General features: G+C 69.7%; 14 protein-coding genes. 5 read left to right on the top strand and 9 right to left on the bottom strand.

Translation table 11 applies throughout. From position 1 onward, the window contains the following. Window positions 1–44: 44 nt before the first annotated feature. From NQK81_RS33625 to NQK81_RS33595, 7 genes are all read right to left on the bottom strand, one after another. Window positions 45–650, bottom strand: a complete 606-nt coding sequence (locus NQK81_RS33625) for a GTP-binding protein (RefSeq protein WP_026466899.1) — start codon at window positions 648–650, stop codon at window positions 45–47. Then, window positions 631–1,002, bottom strand: coding sequence for a DUF742 domain-containing protein (locus NQK81_RS33620; protein WP_034315285.1), 372 nt, complete (start codon window positions 1,000–1,002; stop codon window positions 631–633). Before NQK81_RS33620 ends, NQK81_RS33625 begins: the two co-directional genes overlap by 20 nt. Next, window positions 999–1,409 (bottom strand): roadblock/LC7 domain-containing protein, encoded by a 411-nt coding sequence (locus NQK81_RS33615; protein WP_016336740.1) that lies wholly within the window; start codon window positions 1,407–1,409, stop codon window positions 999–1,001. The genes NQK81_RS33620 and NQK81_RS33615 overlap by 4 nt, the downstream gene beginning before the upstream one ends. Then, complete coding sequence (locus NQK81_RS33610; protein WP_257484665.1) at window positions 1,410–3,926, bottom strand: sensor histidine kinase; 2,517 nt, start codon at window positions 3,924–3,926, stop codon at window positions 1,410–1,412. It abuts the gene before it with no gap. Between the two features lie 373 nt (window positions 3,927–4,299). After that, the gene (locus NQK81_RS33605) at window positions 4,300–4,650 is read right to left on the bottom strand and encodes a hypothetical protein (protein ID WP_257484664.1); all 351 of its coding nucleotides are present in this window, start codon (window positions 4,648–4,650) and stop codon (window positions 4,300–4,302) included. A gap of 239 nt (window positions 4,651–4,889) precedes the next feature. Continuing rightward, window positions 4,890–6,068 carry a kynureninase gene (kynU, locus tag NQK81_RS33600; protein WP_257484663.1) on the bottom strand — a complete coding sequence of 393 codons (1,179 nt, stop codon included), beginning with the start codon at window positions 6,066–6,068 and terminating at the stop codon, window positions 4,890–4,892. After that, complete coding sequence (locus tag NQK81_RS33595; RefSeq protein ID WP_257484662.1) at window positions 6,052–6,699, bottom strand: TenA family protein; 648 nt, start codon at window positions 6,697–6,699, stop codon at window positions 6,052–6,054. The genes kynU and NQK81_RS33595 overlap by 17 nt, the downstream gene beginning before the upstream one ends. A 149-nt stretch (window positions 6,700–6,848) precedes the next feature. On the opposite strand from NQK81_RS33595, the gene NQK81_RS33590 reads away from it, so the two are divergent. Together NQK81_RS33590 and NQK81_RS33585 are read left to right on the top strand one after the other, a co-directional pair. Next, window positions 6,849–8,711, top strand: coding sequence for an AMP-dependent synthetase/ligase (locus NQK81_RS33590; protein ID WP_257484661.1), 1,863 nt, complete (start codon window positions 6,849–6,851; stop codon window positions 8,709–8,711). 206 nt (window positions 8,712–8,917) lie between these two features. Beyond that, the gene (locus NQK81_RS33585) at window positions 8,918–9,574 is read left to right on the top strand and encodes a maleylpyruvate isomerase N-terminal domain-containing protein (RefSeq protein ID WP_257484660.1); all 657 of its coding nucleotides are present in this window, start codon (window positions 8,918–8,920) and stop codon (window positions 9,572–9,574) included. Window positions 9,575–9,604: 30 nt separating this feature from the next. On the opposite strand, the gene NQK81_RS33580 is transcribed toward NQK81_RS33585, so the two are convergent. Further along, the gene (locus NQK81_RS33580; RefSeq protein ID WP_257484659.1) at window positions 9,605–10,498 is read right to left on the bottom strand and encodes an SDR family NAD(P)-dependent oxidoreductase; all 894 of its coding nucleotides are present in this window, start codon (window positions 10,496–10,498) and stop codon (window positions 9,605–9,607) included. A 371-nt stretch (window positions 10,499–10,869) separates the two neighbouring features. Between NQK81_RS33580 and NQK81_RS33575 the strand changes: the two genes are divergently transcribed. Continuing rightward, a complete protein-coding gene (locus tag NQK81_RS33575) occupies window positions 10,870–12,084 on the top strand; it encodes an MFS transporter (RefSeq protein ID WP_257484658.1) in 1,215 nt (404 codons plus the stop codon). Between the two features lie 389 nt (window positions 12,085–12,473). On the opposite strand, the gene NQK81_RS33570 is transcribed toward NQK81_RS33575, so the two are convergent. Next, window positions 12,474–12,665: a hypothetical protein gene (locus NQK81_RS33570; protein WP_257489993.1), complete on the bottom strand. Its 192-nt coding sequence runs from the start codon at window positions 12,663–12,665 to the stop codon at window positions 12,474–12,476. 90 nt (window positions 12,666–12,755) lie between these two features. Here NQK81_RS33570 and NQK81_RS33565 point away from each other — a divergent pair, with 90 nt between their 5' ends. Together NQK81_RS33565 and NQK81_RS33560 are read left to right on the top strand one after the other, a co-directional pair. Further along, window positions 12,756–13,964: a GGDEF domain-containing protein gene (locus tag NQK81_RS33565; RefSeq protein WP_371878822.1), complete on the top strand. Its 1,209-nt coding sequence runs from the start codon at window positions 12,756–12,758 to the stop codon at window positions 13,962–13,964. A 255-nt stretch (window positions 13,965–14,219) separates the two neighbouring features. Continuing rightward, window positions 14,220–16,382 (top strand): phospholipase A2, encoded by a 2,163-nt coding sequence (locus NQK81_RS33560; protein ID WP_257484657.1) that lies wholly within the window; start codon window positions 14,220–14,222, stop codon window positions 16,380–16,382. The last annotated feature ends 12 nt before the right edge of the window (window positions 16,383–16,394 follow it).

The raw sequence follows: 16,394 nt of genomic DNA, 5'->3' as shown, positions 1-16,394 counted from the left end.
TCCCTCGGCTGAGCCGAGGGAAGGGGGCCTTCACGCGCGAATCGTCAGCGGCCCTGCGGCAAGCCGGCGGCCAGATCCGACAGCGCCAGCACGTGCTCCATCAGCACGGTCAGCACCTGCTTCGTCGACTCGCGTTCCCGCGCGTCGCACAGCAGCAGCGGAACGTCCATGCCGACGTCGAGCGCCTGCCGGACCTCCTCGGTGCCGTACCGGTAGGCGTTGTCGAAGCAGTTGACGGCGACGACGAACGGCAGCCCGCGCCGCTCGAAGAAGTCCACGGCCGCGAAGCAGCTGTCGAGCCGCCGGGTGTCGGCCAGCACGACGGCGCCCAGCGCGCCTTCGGCCAGTTCGTCCCACATGAACCAGAACCGGTCCTGTCCCGGCGTGCCGAACAGGTACAGGATCAGCTCGGGGTTGATGGTGATCCGGCCGAAGTCCAGCGCCACCGTGGTGGTCGTCTTCTTCTCGACACCGGTGAGGTCGTCGACGCCCTCGGACGCCGCGGTGATGACCTCCTCGGTGCGCAGCGGGGGAACCTCGCTGACCGAACCGACCATCGTGGTCTTACCGACCCCGAACCCGCCGGCGATGAGGACCTTGACCGCGTTCGCGGTCAAGGATCGCCGGGGCTCAGAGTTTCCGGATGCCATCAAGAACCGCCTGGAGTACGTGTTTGTTGGGGGTGTCGGTCACCGGGGTCGCGGTGCGGAACAGCACGAGGTTCTGTTCGATGAGGTCGCTCAGCAGCACCTTCACCACCGGCAGCGGCAGGTCTATGCGCGCGGCGACCTCCGCGACGGAGGTCGGTCTCTGGCACAGGTTGAGGATGCGCCCGTACTCCGGCTCGAAGCCCGCCACCTCCTGCGAGGAACGCATGGCGACCACCAGGGTGATCAGGTCGAGGCCGATCGTGTCCGAGCGAGTGCGCCCGCCCGTGACGGCGTACGACCGGACCAGCGGCCCGGCCTCCTCCTCGAACCACGACTCGTGCCGCCCGCTCATGGCGACGTGGGAGTCGCGGCGCGGGGCGCCGAAGTGAGCACCGCGCCGACCCGCTTGACCATCAGGTTCATCTCGTAGGCCACGAGGCCCATGTCCGCGTCCTCCTTCGCCAGCAGCGCGAGGCACGCACCGCGGCCGGCCGCGGTGACGAACAGGAAGGCGTGGTCCATCTCGACCATGGTCTGGCGGACGTTGCCGCCGCCGAAGTGCCGTCCCGTGCCCCGCGCGAGGCTCTGGAACGCCGACGCGACCGCGGACAGGTGCTCGCCGTCCTGCTCCGACAGGTTCCCGGACCGTCCGATGAGCAGGCCGTCGGAGGACAGGACTACCGCCCTGTCGGCACCGGCGACACGCTTGACCAGGTCGTCCAGCAACCAGTCGAGTTCACTGACTCCCGCGTTGGCCATCTAGTCACGATCTCCGTACATGTCGAGGTCGGTGTAATCGTCGGTCGGTTCGGTGTCCCTCGCTCGGCGCGTGCCCTGCTGGAACGCGGCGAGCCGGTTCCTCGCCAGCTCGGGGGTGTCCTCGCGGACCTCCTCGCGCTGGGCAGCGGGCCGGTCCTCCATCAGCTGGGGGACCAGGTTCGCCTGGCGGCGGCGCTGCGGCAGCGGTGGCCTGCCGGGCGCCTCGGGGCCGGGCCGCCGGGTCTGCGGCGGGCGGCCGTCCTGCGGCCGGGTGTCGGCGGGCGGCCACGCCGGCGGCTGCACCGGCTGCGGACGTCCCTCGGCACGCACGGGCTCGGGGCGGATCGGCTCGGGACGCGGCGTCTCCGGCCGGGGTACCCGCGGCGGGCGCGGGGGCAGCGGCGGCAACGCGCCACCGGGCTGCTCCGGACCCTGCTGCGCCTGCGGCTGGGGCTGCGGGGGCTGCGGCGCGACCGGCATCGGCACGGGCAGCTCGGGCCGCTCCGCGGGGAGCTCGGTGCGGTGGCGGGCACGACGGCCCGGGAGCAGCGGCGCGGCTTCCGGCACCTCGGTGCTCTCGGGGTCCACCTCGTCCTCCGGCTGATCAGACGGGACCGGCGCGAGCAGGTCGGTGCGGACGAGCACGATGGCCCTGGTGCCGCCGTACGCGGATTCGCGCAGGTGCACGGAGATCCCGTGCCGTGCGGCGAGGCGCGCGACCACGAACAGGCCCAGCCGTGGCTCGGCTGACAGGGCCATGATGCCGAAGTCCGGCGGATCGGCCAACATCGCGTTCAGCTCGGCGGCCTGCTCGGGCTCGATACCGAGCCCCTGGTCCTCGACCTCGATCACGACGCCCTTGCCGACCACGTTGCCCCGCAGCTCGACGCGCGACTGCGGCGGCGAGAAGGAGGTCGCGTTGTCGATCAGCTCGGCGAGCAGGTGCACGAGGTCGCCGACGACCGGGCCCTGCACCGCCATCGCGGGCATCTTCGCCGTCTTCACCCTGGCGAAGTCCTCGGTCTCGGCCGAGGCGCCGCGGGTCAGCTCGGCCAGCGTCACCGGCTTGCGCCACTGACGGCCGGGCTGCCCGCCACCGAGGATGATCAGGTTCTCCGCGTTGCGGCGGGCACGGGTGGAGAGGTGGTCCAGCTGGAAGAGCGTCTCCAGCTGCTCCGGGTCCTCCTGCTTGCGCTCGGCCTGGTCGAGCACCTTGAGCTGGCGGTGCACGATGACCTGGCTGCGGTGCGCGATGTTGAGGAACACCGTCTTGGTGCCTTCACGGGTCCTGGCCTCTTCGACGGCGGCCGCGATGGCGGTCTGCTGCGCCTTGTTGAAGGCCTCGGCGACCTGGCCGATCTCGTCGTCGCCGTGGTCGAGGAAGTGACCCTTGTCGTCGAGGTCGACGGGTTCGCCCGCCCGCACGCGGTCCACCAGTTCGGGCAGCCGGATCTCGGCGACGTCGAGGGTGTCCTCGCGCAGCCTCGCCAGCCGTCCGATGAGCCGGTTGGACAGCCGCAGGGCGATGACGAACACGGCGATCGCCACCAGCAGCGCGATGGCCGCGGCGATGGCCGACGTGATCAGCGTCCGGTCGGCGTCGTCGACCGCCTGCGTCGTGGCCGTACCACTCTGCTCGACGAAGCCGCGCATCATCGCGTCGCTGACGCCGCGCGCGGCCTGGAGCCACGTCTGCTCGGGGATGGGGAGCGTGGCCTTGCTGTTCTGCAGGAAGGTGTTCTCGACCGTGGTGACGGCCTTCCACGGATCGCTCGCGACGAGCTGGTCGAACTTCGCCTTGACGTCCGGGATCATCCGCGAGACCGACGACTCCAGCTGCGAACGGTAGGAACCGACCTCGGTCACGTAGGCGCGGTAGGTCTCGTCGGTGAAGCCGCCGCCCGCGACGGCCGCGGCGGCGAGGGCGTTCGCGCGCTGCATCTGGTCGATGGCGGTGAACAGCGGGACCGCGGTGATCCGCTGGTAGGCGTTCTCGGCGTTCGGCGCGTCCTGGGCCAGCCCGGTGAGGCCCTCGACGAACTGGTCGAGGATCTGGTTGTAGTAGGTGAAGGCGTCCAGCAGCGGGAGCTGGCCGGAGTCGGCCGACTGCCGGATCTGCGGCGCCTTCTGGAGAAGCCCGTTCAGCGTGGCGATGTTGCGCTGCACGCTGTCCGGCGAGTCGCCGACGAACTTCTGCAGATGCGCGGCGACACCCTGTGCGGCGGCGTCGGTCTTGGCGCGCTGCTCGACGAGCGTGGCGTGCTGCGCCCGGTCGCCGGCGAGCTCGCGCAGGGTCAGGCGCCGCTCTTCCTGCACCTGGACGAAGAAGGGAAGGGAGGGGGCTTCCGAGTCACGGATCCGCTGCGCGTAGTCACGTCCGTCGACCGCGTCGAAGATGAGGTACCCGCCGATCGCCAGCCCGACCAGCATCAGCGCGATGCTCGGAATGAGCGCGATCGTCAGAACGCGCGAACGAATCGAAGAGCCGCGGCCTCGTCGAAGGGAAATCTGCTTCACCGTGGTCCGTTTTCCTTCCGGCAGTTTTTGGTGTCGGGTCGCCGGGGATCTCATACCCGCGGGATCCGATAGCCGGATCAACACAGCGTGGTCCGCTCCGCCCGCGAAGACGCTAGGAGACCCAAACGGGTGAGTCAAGTCCAGACGCGAAGGGTAGTCACGTATGGCCGTGACCTGCTGACAAGAGGCGGCCGGACCAGGAAAGTCCACCACGTGGGACAGGGCCCCCGGCCAAGTGACTCACCAGTAGATCACCTGGCGGTTTACCGCAGGCAGCGGCTTGATCGTCACTCTTCGGATTCGATCAAGTCACATCTCACGGGCTCCGCATCCCGTCCGGAAAGGCGACGAAAACTACTCGCCGTGACGTCGCTCACGCTTTCGGACCAGAGCTCCACATACCGTTCGGTTTGCGAACGACATCACCGCGGAGCAACGCCGTCGTAACGCCCCTCGCCCCACGAAAACGAGAATTCCCGCCGCCAATTGCCGTCGATTCGGCGAAATGATCTTCGTCGGACCCGCCGAGTTCGTCGTCGAGGAGCGCGTCGACCCTCCCGGACGCGTCGCGAAGGAGGCGGGTGCCCGCCCAGCACAAGGTCGCCACCCCGCAGATCAGGATCACGACGAGAGCGGTCTCCACCGGATACCGGGCACCGAATTCGTTGAGCAGAAATCCGGAGGCGGCACCGGAAACGGCGATGGCGACATAGGTGAACGACATGATCCCCTCCCACTCCCGGCGCCCTGGTCCGCGCCTCACCGGTAAGACGGGCGACGCGGATTTTCCTTACGCCACAGGGGAAGGATCTACGTCACACACGCGGCGAGCGAAGGTCGAGATTAACAGCGGATTCGCGAAAGATCGCGCGTCCTCCCCCGCCGGGGCGAGGTGATCACCTCTTTGCCACGGATTTCCGAATGAGTTTCACCCTTTTCTCCGTGCCAGGCGACCTTCGAAAATCATCGAACTTCCCGCAGCGTCGTCACGGCGCGAAGCACCTCGCCGTAGGTGGTGTAGAGCGGCGCGAGCCCGAATCGCAGGACATTGGGCGGGCGGTAGTCGCCGATCACGCCGCGGTCGATCAGGGCCGCCATCGTCTTGGCCGCGTCGTCGTCGACGACGGAGATCTGGTGGCCTCGGTCCTCACCGCGCGGGGTCCGGATCGTCGCGCCGTCGAGGAGCTCGTCCGCGCACCGGAAGAAGAAGTCGCCGAGCGCGAGGCCCTTCTTCCTGAGCGCTCCGCGGTCCACGTCGTCCCAGACATCGAGGGCCGCGTCCAGCGCCAGGAGCGACAGGATGTCGGGCGTGCCCGCGCGGCCCCGCGCGATACCCGCGTCCGCCTCGTACGCGCCGCGCATCGCGAACGGGTCGCGGTCGCCGGCCCAGCCCGCCAGCGGCTGGTCGAACCTGTCCAGCCACTTCGTTGCCACGTAAAGGAAAGCGGGCGCGCCGGGGCCACCGTTGAGGAATTTGTAGGTGCAGCCGACGGCGAGGTCCACGCCCGCCGCGTCGAGTTCGACGGGCAGGGCGCCGACGCTGTGGCAGAGGTCCCAGAGCACCAGCGCACCGGCGCGACGCAGTGCCGCGGTCAGCCCGGCCATGTCGTGGGCGCGCCCGCTGATGTAGTCGACGTGGTTGATCAGCGCGACGGCCGTCCGCTCGCTCACCTGGGCGGGCATGTCCTCGGCGACGACCCGGCGCACCGTGCGCCCGGTCAGCCGGGCGGCCTCGTCGGCGATGTAGCCGTCGGTCGGGAAGGTGTCCGCGTCGACGAGGATCTCGTCGCGGCCTGGCTGGAGACGGGTCGCGGCGACCAGCGCCTTGAACAGGTTCACGCTGGTCGAATCCGCCACGACGACCTGCCCCGGCGCGGCTCCCACCAGCGGCGCGATCCGCTCGCCGACCCGCACCGGAGCCTCCCACCAGCCCTCCGACCAGGACCGGATCAGCCGCCCGCCCCACTGCTCGCGGACGACCGCGGCGACGCGTTCGGCCACGTGCTTCGGCGGCGCGCCCAGCGAGTTGCCGTCGAAATAGGCGACGCCCGCGTCGAGGTCGAATTCGTTTCGCTTGTGCGCCAAGGGATCGGCCGCGTCCAGCGCCGCGGCCTCCGCTACGAGGTCAGTCACGGCGACCATCGTCGGCGAGAGTGTTCCAGAAGTCCAGCTCGTACTCCTGGAACAGCCGCGCGTGGGTCCGAGCGTCCTTTTCGGACAGAACACCGGCGTCGAGCGCGGCCTGCACGGCTTGGACGGCGAGCTCCTCGAGCTCCGGCGACGGCGTGCCGAAGAAGTCGAAGAAGGCGCAGGCCTCGTCGTCGAAGCCGTATCGCTCGCGCATCGCTGCGGCGATCGCGGCGCAGTACCGGCCGAAGGCGGCGAAGTTGGCGACGATCGCCACGATGACGTCCGCCGGCTCGCCGTTGAGCGCGAGCCAGGCGACGAACGCCGGGTACGCCTGGCATCCCGCGCGCGGCTCGAAGCCGGGCTGCTCCTCGGCGAGCGCCGCCAGTTTGCCGAGCGCCAGCCCCTCCCCCGAAGCCAAGGCCGCGAAGAACTCCCGCGCCCGCTGCTCCTGGGAACGCGCCGCGAGGTGGAGGAAACTGCGCCAGTCGCTGCGGACGATCCGGTACTCCTCCGCGGCGATCGCGGCGAAGACCTCGCGCGGCGCCTCGCCCGCCTCGACCAGCGGGACGAGCGTGTTCTCGTCGTCGCGGGGCGCGAGTTCCGCCTGGACCGCGTCGATCAGCTCGCGTGCCGAACGGGTCATCGTCGGGGCTCCTCCTGGTGCGGGACTGACGCGGTGGAAACGGAAAAGGTGGACATTTCGCGACTCACGACCGTGGCCGCGATTCTCTATCCAGCACTGCCGACAGCCCTTACAGTGTGCCTGATCAGGCAGCATCGAGGAGGCCAGCGTTGACCACCCAGCCGACCGTCGCCGAGCAGATCGAAGGCCAGACCATCCCCGCCCTGCTTCACCGCAACGCCCAGGAGTTCGGTGACCTGCCGGCGGTCACGTCACTCGACATCGAAGGCAAACCGACCCTGAACTGGGCCGAATTCCGCACCGCCATCGCGGAGGTTTCCCGGGGACTCGCCGGGCTGGGCCTCGGCGTCCGCGACCGGATGCTGATCATGGCACCGAGCAGTCCGGACCACCTGATCGCCGATCTCGCCGCGGCCCATCTCGGCGCGATCCCCTGCACCGCGTACGCGACGCTCAGCCCGGAGCAGATCGGGTTCGTCGCCCGGCACAGCGCCGCCGGCGTCGTCGTCCTCGCCGGTGCCGAAGAACTCTCCCGCTGGTCGCAGGTCCTCGACGATCTGCCCGCCCTGCGGCACGTCGTCATGCTGGACGCCTCGGTGGTCCCCAAGGACGACAAGCGGTTCCTGTCGTTCGCCGACCTGCGCGCGGCGGGCGCCGAGGCGCACGCGGCCGACCCGCGGGCGTTCGAGACGGCGTGGTCCGCGATCACCCCGGACGACCCGCTGTCGATGATCTACACGTCCGGCACCACCGGCGACCCCAAAGGTGTCGTGCTGTCGCACCGCAACGCGATCTACCAGGCCGTCGCCGTCCAGAAACTGCACGACTCCCCGATGCACGCCACGAACATCGCGTACCTGCCGCTCGCGCATATCGCCGAACGCGAACTGTCGATCTACATGCCGATCGTGTGGGCCGGGCACGTGCACACCGTCGCCGACCCGACCGGTGTCGTCGGCGCGCTCGGCCAGGTGCACCCGAAGAGCTTCTTCGGCGTCCCGCGCGTGTGGGAAAAGATGGTGGCCGGCCTCAAGAACCTGCTCGGCTCGCTGCCGGAGGAGAAGCGGAACGGCCTGATCGCCGCGAACGAACTCCTGCAGCAGGGCTACAAACTGCGCAGCGACGGCAAAGAGGTGCCGCCGGAGCTCGCGGAGAAGATCGCGCAGACCGACGCGGCCGCGCTCGCGCCGGTGCGGGCGATGCTGGGCCTCGACCAGATCGAGGTCGCCTCCAGCGGTGCCGCCGCGCTGCCGGTGGAGATCCTGTACTTCATCGCCGGGCTCGGCGTCGAGATCCAGGAGGTCTGGGGGCTGTCCGAGACCACCGGCGCGGTCACCTCGAACACGCCGTCGGCGTTCAAGGCCGGTTCGGTCGGCCGCCCGCTGGAAGGTATCGAGGTGAAGGTCGCCGAGGACGGCGAGCTCCTCGTCCGCGGCGCGATCGTGTTCCTCGGCTACCTGCAGGCCGACGGCACGATCAAACCGGACGTCGACGCCGACGGCTGGCTGGCCACCGGCGACATCGGGACGATCGACGAACGCGGCTTCGTCACGATCACCGACCGCAAGAAGGAACTGATCATCACTTCGAGCGGCAAGAACATCGCCCCGACGAAGATCGAAGGCCTCCTCAAGGAACACCCGCTGATCGGGCAGGCCGTCGCGATCGGCGAGAAACGGCCGTACGTCACGGCGCTGATCGTCGTCGACGACGAGATCGCGCCGGGCTGGGCGGCCGCGAACGGCATCCAGCTCGCGGAAGGCGAATCGCTCGCCGACAACGCGGAGGTCCGCGCCGAGATCGAAAAGGCCGTCGAGGCGGCGAACGCGCGGCTGGCCAGGATCGAGCAGATCAAGCGGTACCACGTGATCCCCAAGGCGTGGACGCCGGAAAGCGGCGAGGTCACCCCGACGCTGAAGCTCAAGCGGCGGATCATCAACGACCGGTACGCGCCGACGATCGCGGATCTGTACGCGGCCACACCCGAACCCGCCCCGGCCGCCGGTTCCTGACCCGTAACACGCGTGATTGGGGGCGTAACTCGCGTGATTGGAGGCGTAACACGCGAGTTACGCCTCCAAGCACGTGAGTTACGCCTCCAATCACGTGAGTTACGCCTCCAATCACGTGAGTTACGCCTTCAAGCACGCGAGTTACGCGTTCAAGCACGGGACGAAAGGAGTCGCGACCGGCGAGGGGCCGCTGCTAACTTGCCGCCGTGGATCTCTTCTCCCGATCTTGGGCGGCGTTGCTCGCCGCCGTCGCCGAAACCCCCGACGAAGACTTCGCCAAGCCGTCCGGCTGCGCCGGCTGGCTGGTGCGGGACCTGGTGTGTCACCTGGTGATCGACGCCCAGGACGTCCTGATCACCCTCGCCACTCCCGCCGAGACGGAACCCACGCGCGACGCGGTCACCTACTGGGAGATCGCCGAGAAGCCGCCCACCGGCGAGGACGACCTCGACGCGCTGATCGTGCGGCTCGCCGCCGCCTACCAGGAGCCGCGGCTGCTCAAGTTCCACCTCGACGACGTCGGTTCCGCCGCGGGCCGGGCCGCCGGCCTCGCCGACCCGGCGGCGCGGGTCGCCACCCGCGACATCGTCCTGACCGCGGGCGACTTCCTCGCCGCGTACGTCCTGGAGTGGACGCTGCACCACCTCGACCTGGTCGCGTATCTCCCGCACCTCGACGGCCCCGCCGCCGACAGCCTCGCCAGGACGCGGCAGATCCTGGAGCAGCGCACCGGCGAGACGTTCCCGGCGTCGTTCTCCGACACCGACGCCCTGCTGGTCGGCACCGGACGCCGTCAGCCGACGGACGCCGAGAAGGCCGAACTCGGCGCCCTGGCCGCGAAACTTCCGTTCGTAGTGGGCTGATCACGCGTGTCGTCCAGCTGATCACGCGAGTCACGCGGTCCGGGTCGACTCCGTCCACTTGCGCAGCCGCGGCGGCACACGCTTTTCGAGGCCGTAGTTCTCCAGGTGCGCGCTGAAGACCTCGTCGAAGGCGCGCTGCACGGTCTCGGTGTCCCACACCGGCCGCTCGAGGATCGGCTGCTTCAGGTACGGCTGCCCCATGACGTGCAGCTGCGGCCCGTTGCAGCGGATCATCTGCCCGGTGATGCCGTCGGATCCGGGGCCGAGCAGGAACAGCACGACGGGCGCGATCCTCGACGGCGTCCGGTCCGGCGGGCAGGCCCGCAGCGACCGTTCGGACTTCCACACCATCCGGGTGTGCGCGAGCGGGCAGAGCGCGTTCACCCGGATCCCGCTCTCCTCCAGGTCGAGCGCCCACGAGTAGGTCAGCGAGGCGACGGCGCCTTTGCTGGCGGCGTACACGCCGAGCTTGCGCTGCCCGAGCGACGCCCCCGACGAGATGTTGACGATCGACCCCGGTTCGCCCCGCGCCACCATCGCCTTGATCGCGGCGAGCCCGGTGTACATGACGCCGAGGACGTTCACCTCGACCAGCTCCCGGGCCTGCTCGACGTCGTCCTCCCACGGCAGCGCCTCGTAGTTCAGGCCCGCGTTGTTGACCAGCCCGTCGATCGCGCCGAACTCGGCGAGGCACAGGTCGACGATCTCCTGTGCCTGCTTCGGATCAGCGACGCTGTGCCCGCTGGCGACCGCCCTGCCCCCGAACCGGCGGATGTTCTCCGTCGTCCGTTCGGCCAGCCCGGCGTCGATGTCGTTGACCACGACGGCCCCGCCCGCCCTCGCGACGTGCACCGCGAACGCCTCGCCGAGGCCCCGTCCCGCCCCGGTCACGACGACGGCCTTGTCGTCGAGCAAACCGTTCATCGCCTTCACCCCTTTGACCCAGCCGGCCTCCACCTCCAGACCGGTCTCTACTCAGTGTTGGCCCATTCGGCCCAACCGGACCGCCGTCGGCGGCGAACGGCGGCCCGGCTGCGCCGAGCGAGGACGGGGCGATCGGCGCGCAGATACCCGCGGGCGAGTCAGGCCGTCGTCACCCACCGGCCGGACGGCGTAGCCCGATCAGCTCAACAGGCGGAGGATTCGGCCGTCTTCTCTTCGTCTCCCTGTAGCCGGAGGCATACTGAACGTTGTCCGGCGGGACGACAACTGTGACTCCCTCGTCGACCGCGTACCACGGCAGGCAAGAATGCGAGGGACGGAAGTTCACCCGATCGGGGGGAGGTGGTCACGCAGTGAAGACGAACGCGGCGCCGCGGATGACCGCCGCCCTGGCGAACCGCGAGTTCCGCGCACTCTGGCTCGCCGAGGTGCAGTCCCTCATCGGGGATCAGCTCACCATCGTCGCGCTGGCGATCCTCGTCTACGACCGGACGGGTTCCGCGCTGCTTTCCGCGGTGGTCTACTCCCTGACCTTCCTGCCCGCGCTGGCCGGCGGTCTCGGCCTCTCGCAGCTGGCCGACCGCTACCCGAGGCGCACCGTCCTCGTCGTCTCGTCCCTGATCCAAGGCGTGCTGATCGCGATCATGGCGATCCCCGGCACCCCGCTCGCCCTGCTGTGCGGGCTGGTGGTCCTGGCACGGCTCGTGAACGCTCCCGGCAACGCGGCGCAGAACGCGCTCACCCGCGAGGTGTTCACCGACGACGACCTCTATCTCAAGAGCCAGGACATCAGGGGTATCTCGACCAACACCGCCATGCTGCTCGGCCTGGCGGGCGGCGGCCTGCTGGTGTCGCAGGTCGGGGTGAGCTGGGCTCTGGCGCTGGACGCCGCGACGTTCCTGCTGAGCGCGGCCGTGGTCCGCTTCTCGGTCTCCCGGCGGGCGGCGGCGTCCGACGGCACCGGCAGCTGGTTCGGCGCGGTGAAGCAGGTTTTCGGCAACCGTCACCTGCGGGTGCTGGTCTGGTTCTCGTGGCTGGTCGGCCTTGCCGTCGTCCCCGAGGGGCTCGCCGCGCCGCTCGCCGCGGAGATGGGCGTGGGGAAACAGGCCGTCGGCTGGCTGCTGGCCGCCGATCCGCTGGGCTTCGTCATCGGGGCGTTCCTGCTGTCCCGGTTCGTCTCGGCGGAACAACGGCGGAAGCTGCTCGGCGTGCTGGCGGCACTACCGATGGTCGCCCTGATCGCCTTCGCGCTCCAACCCGGGCTCATCCCGGCGTTGCTCCTGCTGGCGGCGGCGGGTGCCGCGGGGGCGTACCTGATCACGGTGAGCGCCACGTTCATCACGTGGGTCCCGAACGAGCTCAGGGGCGGTGCGGGTGGGGTGTACCGCACGGGGTTGCGGGTGGCTCAAGGAGTAGGGGCGGGACTCGGCGGGCTCGCCGCCGATCGGCTCGGTGCGGCGACCTCGGCCATCGCCCTGGCGGGCGTGGTCGGCCTGCTGCTGGCCGTACTGGTCGCACTCAGCTGGGGACACGTCAACGGATCCGGCCCGGAACCGCTGCTGTCATGACGAATCCACACTGGACGACCCCTGGGGCGGCACGGCCGCCCGGCGGGTTCGTACTCGGAAATCTCGACACGACACTGCTTCGGCACCTCAGTGAAAAGAAACGGCTTCGGATCAGAAGTCACGGCTCGACACGGTCATCCACCTCCCGGCCACCTCGTTGCTGCGAACTATTACCTTGCCCGGGCTCAGAAGTCACGACTGGACACTATCCGTCACCCCTTCCGCGTCACGTCTCGAAAAACATTCGGTCGCCAAGATCAGAAATCACGGGACACGATTGGCACCTCCGGTCCGTGTTCGCGGGCACCCTTGCCGGTGTCGGACAACCGATGCGATGGGATGATACCGGCCGTGGAATACGAACGGTGTATCAGTCGGTACCGGTGAGATTACTCAGCCGTGCCGTCCGCGCGGAAAAGAGGTAGCAATTGCCAGCCGAGACCGGTGACCGCCGCCAGCACGGTGACGGCACCGGCGACCTTGACGACGCGACGGCGACGCCCGCCGCCCAGAGCGGTGCACCGGTGACCGAACGCGGGCAGGCGAGTCCGGAAGGTGACCGGGCCCCGCGGGAACGTCATCCCTACGATCCCAGGGCGTGGGCGCTGTGGCAGCGGCCGAAGCGATTCATCGCGTTCCTTTTCGCGATGGAGGCGGCCGGAATCGCGATCATGGTCCTCGCCACGATGAGTTCCACGAATCCGGGGAGAATAGACTGGGTTCGTTTCGCGATTCTCGCGGTCGGCGCCACGGCGCATATTCAGCTCACCCAGCGGCAAGAGGAAAGGCGGCGCGATCGAAGCCGTACCGTCCTCATCGACCTCACCGCGGTCTGGACATTTCCGGCCGCCGTGATCCTGCCGCTTTCGCTCACGCTTTCCATCATCGCGATCGTGCGCATCCAGCATTGGTTCATCGCCCGCCGCCCCGCGCACAACTTCGTGTTCTCATCGGTCACCCACGGCGTTTCGGTGACACTGGCGTCGCTCACCTTCGCCGCTTTCGGGCCGCATGAATGGGGACGGATCTCCGGCTGGGACACCCTCGGCGAGTTCGGCGTCCTGATCGTCACGGGAATGGTCTTCGAGGCGGTGCAGATCGTCTACATCGGCGGCATCCTCGCGCTCGGCTCGCCGAAGCGGCCGTCGATCTCCACCGTGCTCGGCAATGCGGCGGACAACCTGCTGGAGGCCATCACGATCGGCCTCGGCGCGGTCACCGCGGTGCTGCTGTTGATCATGCCACCGATGGTGATCGTGATGGCCGTGGTGACGGTGGTGTTCAATCGCCTCGCCGAGATCGACCAACTGCAAAACGACGCGCGGACGGACCCGAAAACCGGTGTTCTGAACATGCGCGGATGGTCGGAGTCGGCCGATCGGGCACTCGGAAGGACCGCCCGATCGGACGACAGCCTTGCTCTTCTGATGATTGATCTCGACCACTTCAAGTGGATTAACGACACATATGGACATCCGGCGGGCGACGACGTGCTCCGGGACGTTGCCCGGAAATTGGACGAGGTCACCCGGCCCGCCGACGTCATCGGCCGGTTCGGCGGCGAGGAATTCCTCGTGCTCCTGCCGGATATCGACGAAACGGCGGCCAAACTCGCCGCCGAGCGAGTGCGCAGCGCCATCGCGGAACTGCATATAGTGACTACCGACAAAAGGGGCAGCCGGGTGACCATCTCCGGCCGCACCACCTCGATCGGGGCTGCTCTGTTCCCTCGTCACGGTGAATCCCTGGAGGAACTCCTGCACGCCTCCGACGCCGCCGTCTACGTGGCCAAGGAGAACGGCCGGAACCAGGTGCGCTTCGCCCAGGACGTGGACCGGCCGGCTCCCCCGCCCGCCGGCGACTCGCATCCGGAGGACTAGGCCGTGTCCTGTAAGTCTGTTCGATGGGCTTCGTGATCCAGGTGGTTCCTGACGGTGCGGGCGGGTCGGCCTCGTACCGGGTCGTACTCGGCCGAGCCCGCCGGTGCCCCGTCAGGGAGCGCCTGGGCGCGGAGACCGCGAACATGACTTGCAGGACACGGCCTGAACGCGCGTCACGCCATCAGGGGACCTCCAAGGAAACCCCGGGGGTTATCCGGATGTCGGCCTTGATCGGCGGATGGCACCCTGGACGCCATGCCAGCGACAGCCGAAGCCGCCGCTCGTCCTGCCCGGATCCGGCGGCCGTGGTCGACTTCGGGCTGGTTGCTGCTGGTCACCGTGCTGGTGTTCGGCTTCGGGCTGATCGCGTCACGGCCGGCCTCGCCGCCGGACCAGGGGCCACCGACGGGTGACATCCTCGCCGCGCAGAACGCGGTCGACGCGCTGGTGCGGCCGGGCCCGGTCGAGAACGCGATCGCCGAACTACCCGCCGACTTCACCGCCGTCAGCGGGATCACGCCCGGCGTGATGACGGCACGGGACGGCACGGTGCGCGCCGTCCACTCCGACGGTGGATGCTCGGCGCCCTGGGGCGACGACAACACCAAATGGGACTACGCGGTCCCCTGCAAGGCGCACGACCTCGGCTACGACATCCTCCGCTACGCCGAACGCAAGGGGCACCCGCTCGGCCAGGAGGCCAGGGCCTCGCTCGACGACCGGCTCGCGGCCGACATGCACAACGCCTGCGTCCTCAATCCGATGGACTCGCGCGGCACCTGCGACGTCGTCGCCTCCCTCTACACCGCCGGTCTCGTGCTCAACTCCTGGCACCAGCGCTGGGGTCCGCCGGTCGGCGATCCGCTCGGCCCGATGATCGCCGGCGTCCTGGTGATCGGCGCGCTGCTGGTGTTCCGGCTGCGCGGCTGGGCCCGCAACCGCCGGACCGCCGTCACGCTCCCGGCCGAGTCGCGGCCGGTCGCCCCGGTCGGCCGGTGGGCGTTGCTCGGGGTCGCCGGCGTCGTCCTCATGCTGCTCGGCGAATCCGCCGTCGCGCTCGCGCACTGGGCGGGGGCGCCGGAGCGGTCGTTGTGGCCGTTCACCTGGCTCGCCCAGCTGTGCCCGCTCATCTTCTTCGCGGTCGGCCGGATCAACGAGGCGGGCTGGCGGTCGATCCGCGCTGCCGGCGGCCGCTATCCGCAGTACCTCGCCGATCGTGCGAGCCCGCTGCTGCGCCCGGCGCTGATCTTCGCCGTCGTCGCGCTGGTCGTCCCCCTCGCGCTGGAGGTGCTGGGGATCCCGACCGGCACGAACGCCACCGTCATGCGGATCGCGTTGCATCCGCTCTGGCTGCTCGGCGTCTTCCTGCTGACCGTCGTGCTCGCGCCGGCGCTGCTGACGCTGTATCGCCGGACGCGGACCGCCTCCGTCGCCGGACTGCTGGCCTTGACCCTGGCGAGCGAGGCCGCCGCGCAGTGGTCCGGCTCGGCCGTCCCGCGTTACGCCGAGACGTTGTTCCTCGCCCTGTTCGTCCAGCAACTGGCGTTCGCCCACGCCGGCGGCGTCCGGTTGTCACGCGGCGCCCTCGTGGCGACGGCGTTCACCGGCGCCGCCGGGCTGGGTCTCGCGGTCGCCGTCCGCGGCGAAGGACCGATGCTGCTCGGCGGGCCCGGCGCCCCGGCGGCGCTGTCGGGCCCGCCGTGGGGCGTGCTCCTGATCGGACTGGTGCAGCTCGCGCTGCTCGGCCTGCTCGCGCGGCCGCTGGCCCGGCTCGGCGACCGTCCCGCGGTCGCCGCCACCGCCCGCCTCGTCCTGCGCGCCCCGATGAGCCTCTACCTCGGCTTCCTGTCCGCGATGCTGCTGCTCGTGGCGGTCGTCTATCTCCCGGGGCCGTTCGTGGACGGGCTCAGCTGGCTGGCCCGCCCGAGGGTCCTGCTCGCGATGGCCCTGCTGGCCGTACCCGCGGTACTCGTGTTCTGGTGGTTCGAACGGCATTCGGGCCCCCAGCAGCGGACGGCCGACGAACCGGGCCTGCGGGCCATGGTCTTCTGCCGCGCGGCGGCGACGGTCGGCATGGCGTACGCGATGCTCGGCGTCTTCGGGTTCGCCCTGACCCGCTTCGGCGGCGCGTCCGCCGACGCCGACCTCCTCGGGATCCGGTTCGGGCCGGTCCAGAGCCTGGTCAACCTCCTGCTCGGGGTGTACCTGCTGCACACCGTGCGGAACGGCACCAGCCGGATGACCGGCACCTGGCTGGTGTGCGCGGTCGCGTGCGCGCCGCCCTTGATGACCGCCCTCGACGGGAAGCAGGTGAGCGCCGCCTCCGTCGCGCTGCCGGTCGCGACGATCGTCGTCGCGATGCTCGCGGCGGCCGCCACCCTGGTCCCGGCCCGCGCCGCCCGGCGTGTCCTGCCCTGATCCGCACGGCAC

The sequence above is a fragment of the Amycolatopsis roodepoortensis genome (genome assembly GCF_024628825.1).
Taxonomy (GTDB): domain Bacteria; phylum Actinomycetota; class Actinomycetes; order Mycobacteriales; family Pseudonocardiaceae; genus Amycolatopsis; species Amycolatopsis roodepoortensis.
This window is presented reverse-complemented; position numbering and strand designations above follow the sequence as displayed.

Bases quoted from the DNA above. Each gene is read 5' to 3' on its own strand.
- NQK81_RS33625 (WP_026466899.1), bottom strand. From the start codon at position 650: ATGGCATCCGGAAACTCTGAGCCCCGGCGATCCTTGACCGCGAACGCG.
- NQK81_RS33620 (WP_034315285.1), bottom strand. From the start codon at position 1,002: ATGAGCGGGCGGCACGAGTCGTGGTTCGAGGAGGAGGCCGGGCCGCTG.
- NQK81_RS33615 (WP_016336740.1), bottom strand. From the start codon at position 1,409: ATGGCCAACGCGGGAGTCAGTGAACTCGACTGGTTGCTGGACGACCTG.
- NQK81_RS33605 (WP_257484664.1), bottom strand. From the start codon at position 4,650: ATGTCGTTCACCTATGTCGCCATCGCCGTTTCCGGTGCCGCCTCCGGA.
- kynU (WP_257484663.1), bottom strand. From the start codon at position 6,068: ATGGTCGCCGTGACTGACCTCGTAGCGGAGGCCGCGGCGCTGGACGCG.
- NQK81_RS33595 (WP_257484662.1), bottom strand. From the start codon at position 6,699: ATGACCCGTTCGGCACGCGAGCTGATCGACGCGGTCCAGGCGGAACTC.
- NQK81_RS33580 (WP_257484659.1), bottom strand. From the start codon at position 10,498: ATGAACGGTTTGCTCGACGACAAGGCCGTCGTCGTGACCGGGGCGGGA.
- NQK81_RS33570 (WP_257489993.1), bottom strand. From the start codon at position 12,665: ATGACGTTCCCGCGGGGCCCGGTCACCTTCCGGACTCGCCTGCCCGCG.
- NQK81_RS33565 (WP_371878822.1), top strand. From the start codon at position 12,756: ATGGTCCTCGCCACGATGAGTTCCACGAATCCGGGGAGAATAGACTGG.
- NQK81_RS33560 (WP_257484657.1), top strand. From the start codon at position 14,220: ATGCCAGCGACAGCCGAAGCCGCCGCTCGTCCTGCCCGGATCCGGCGG.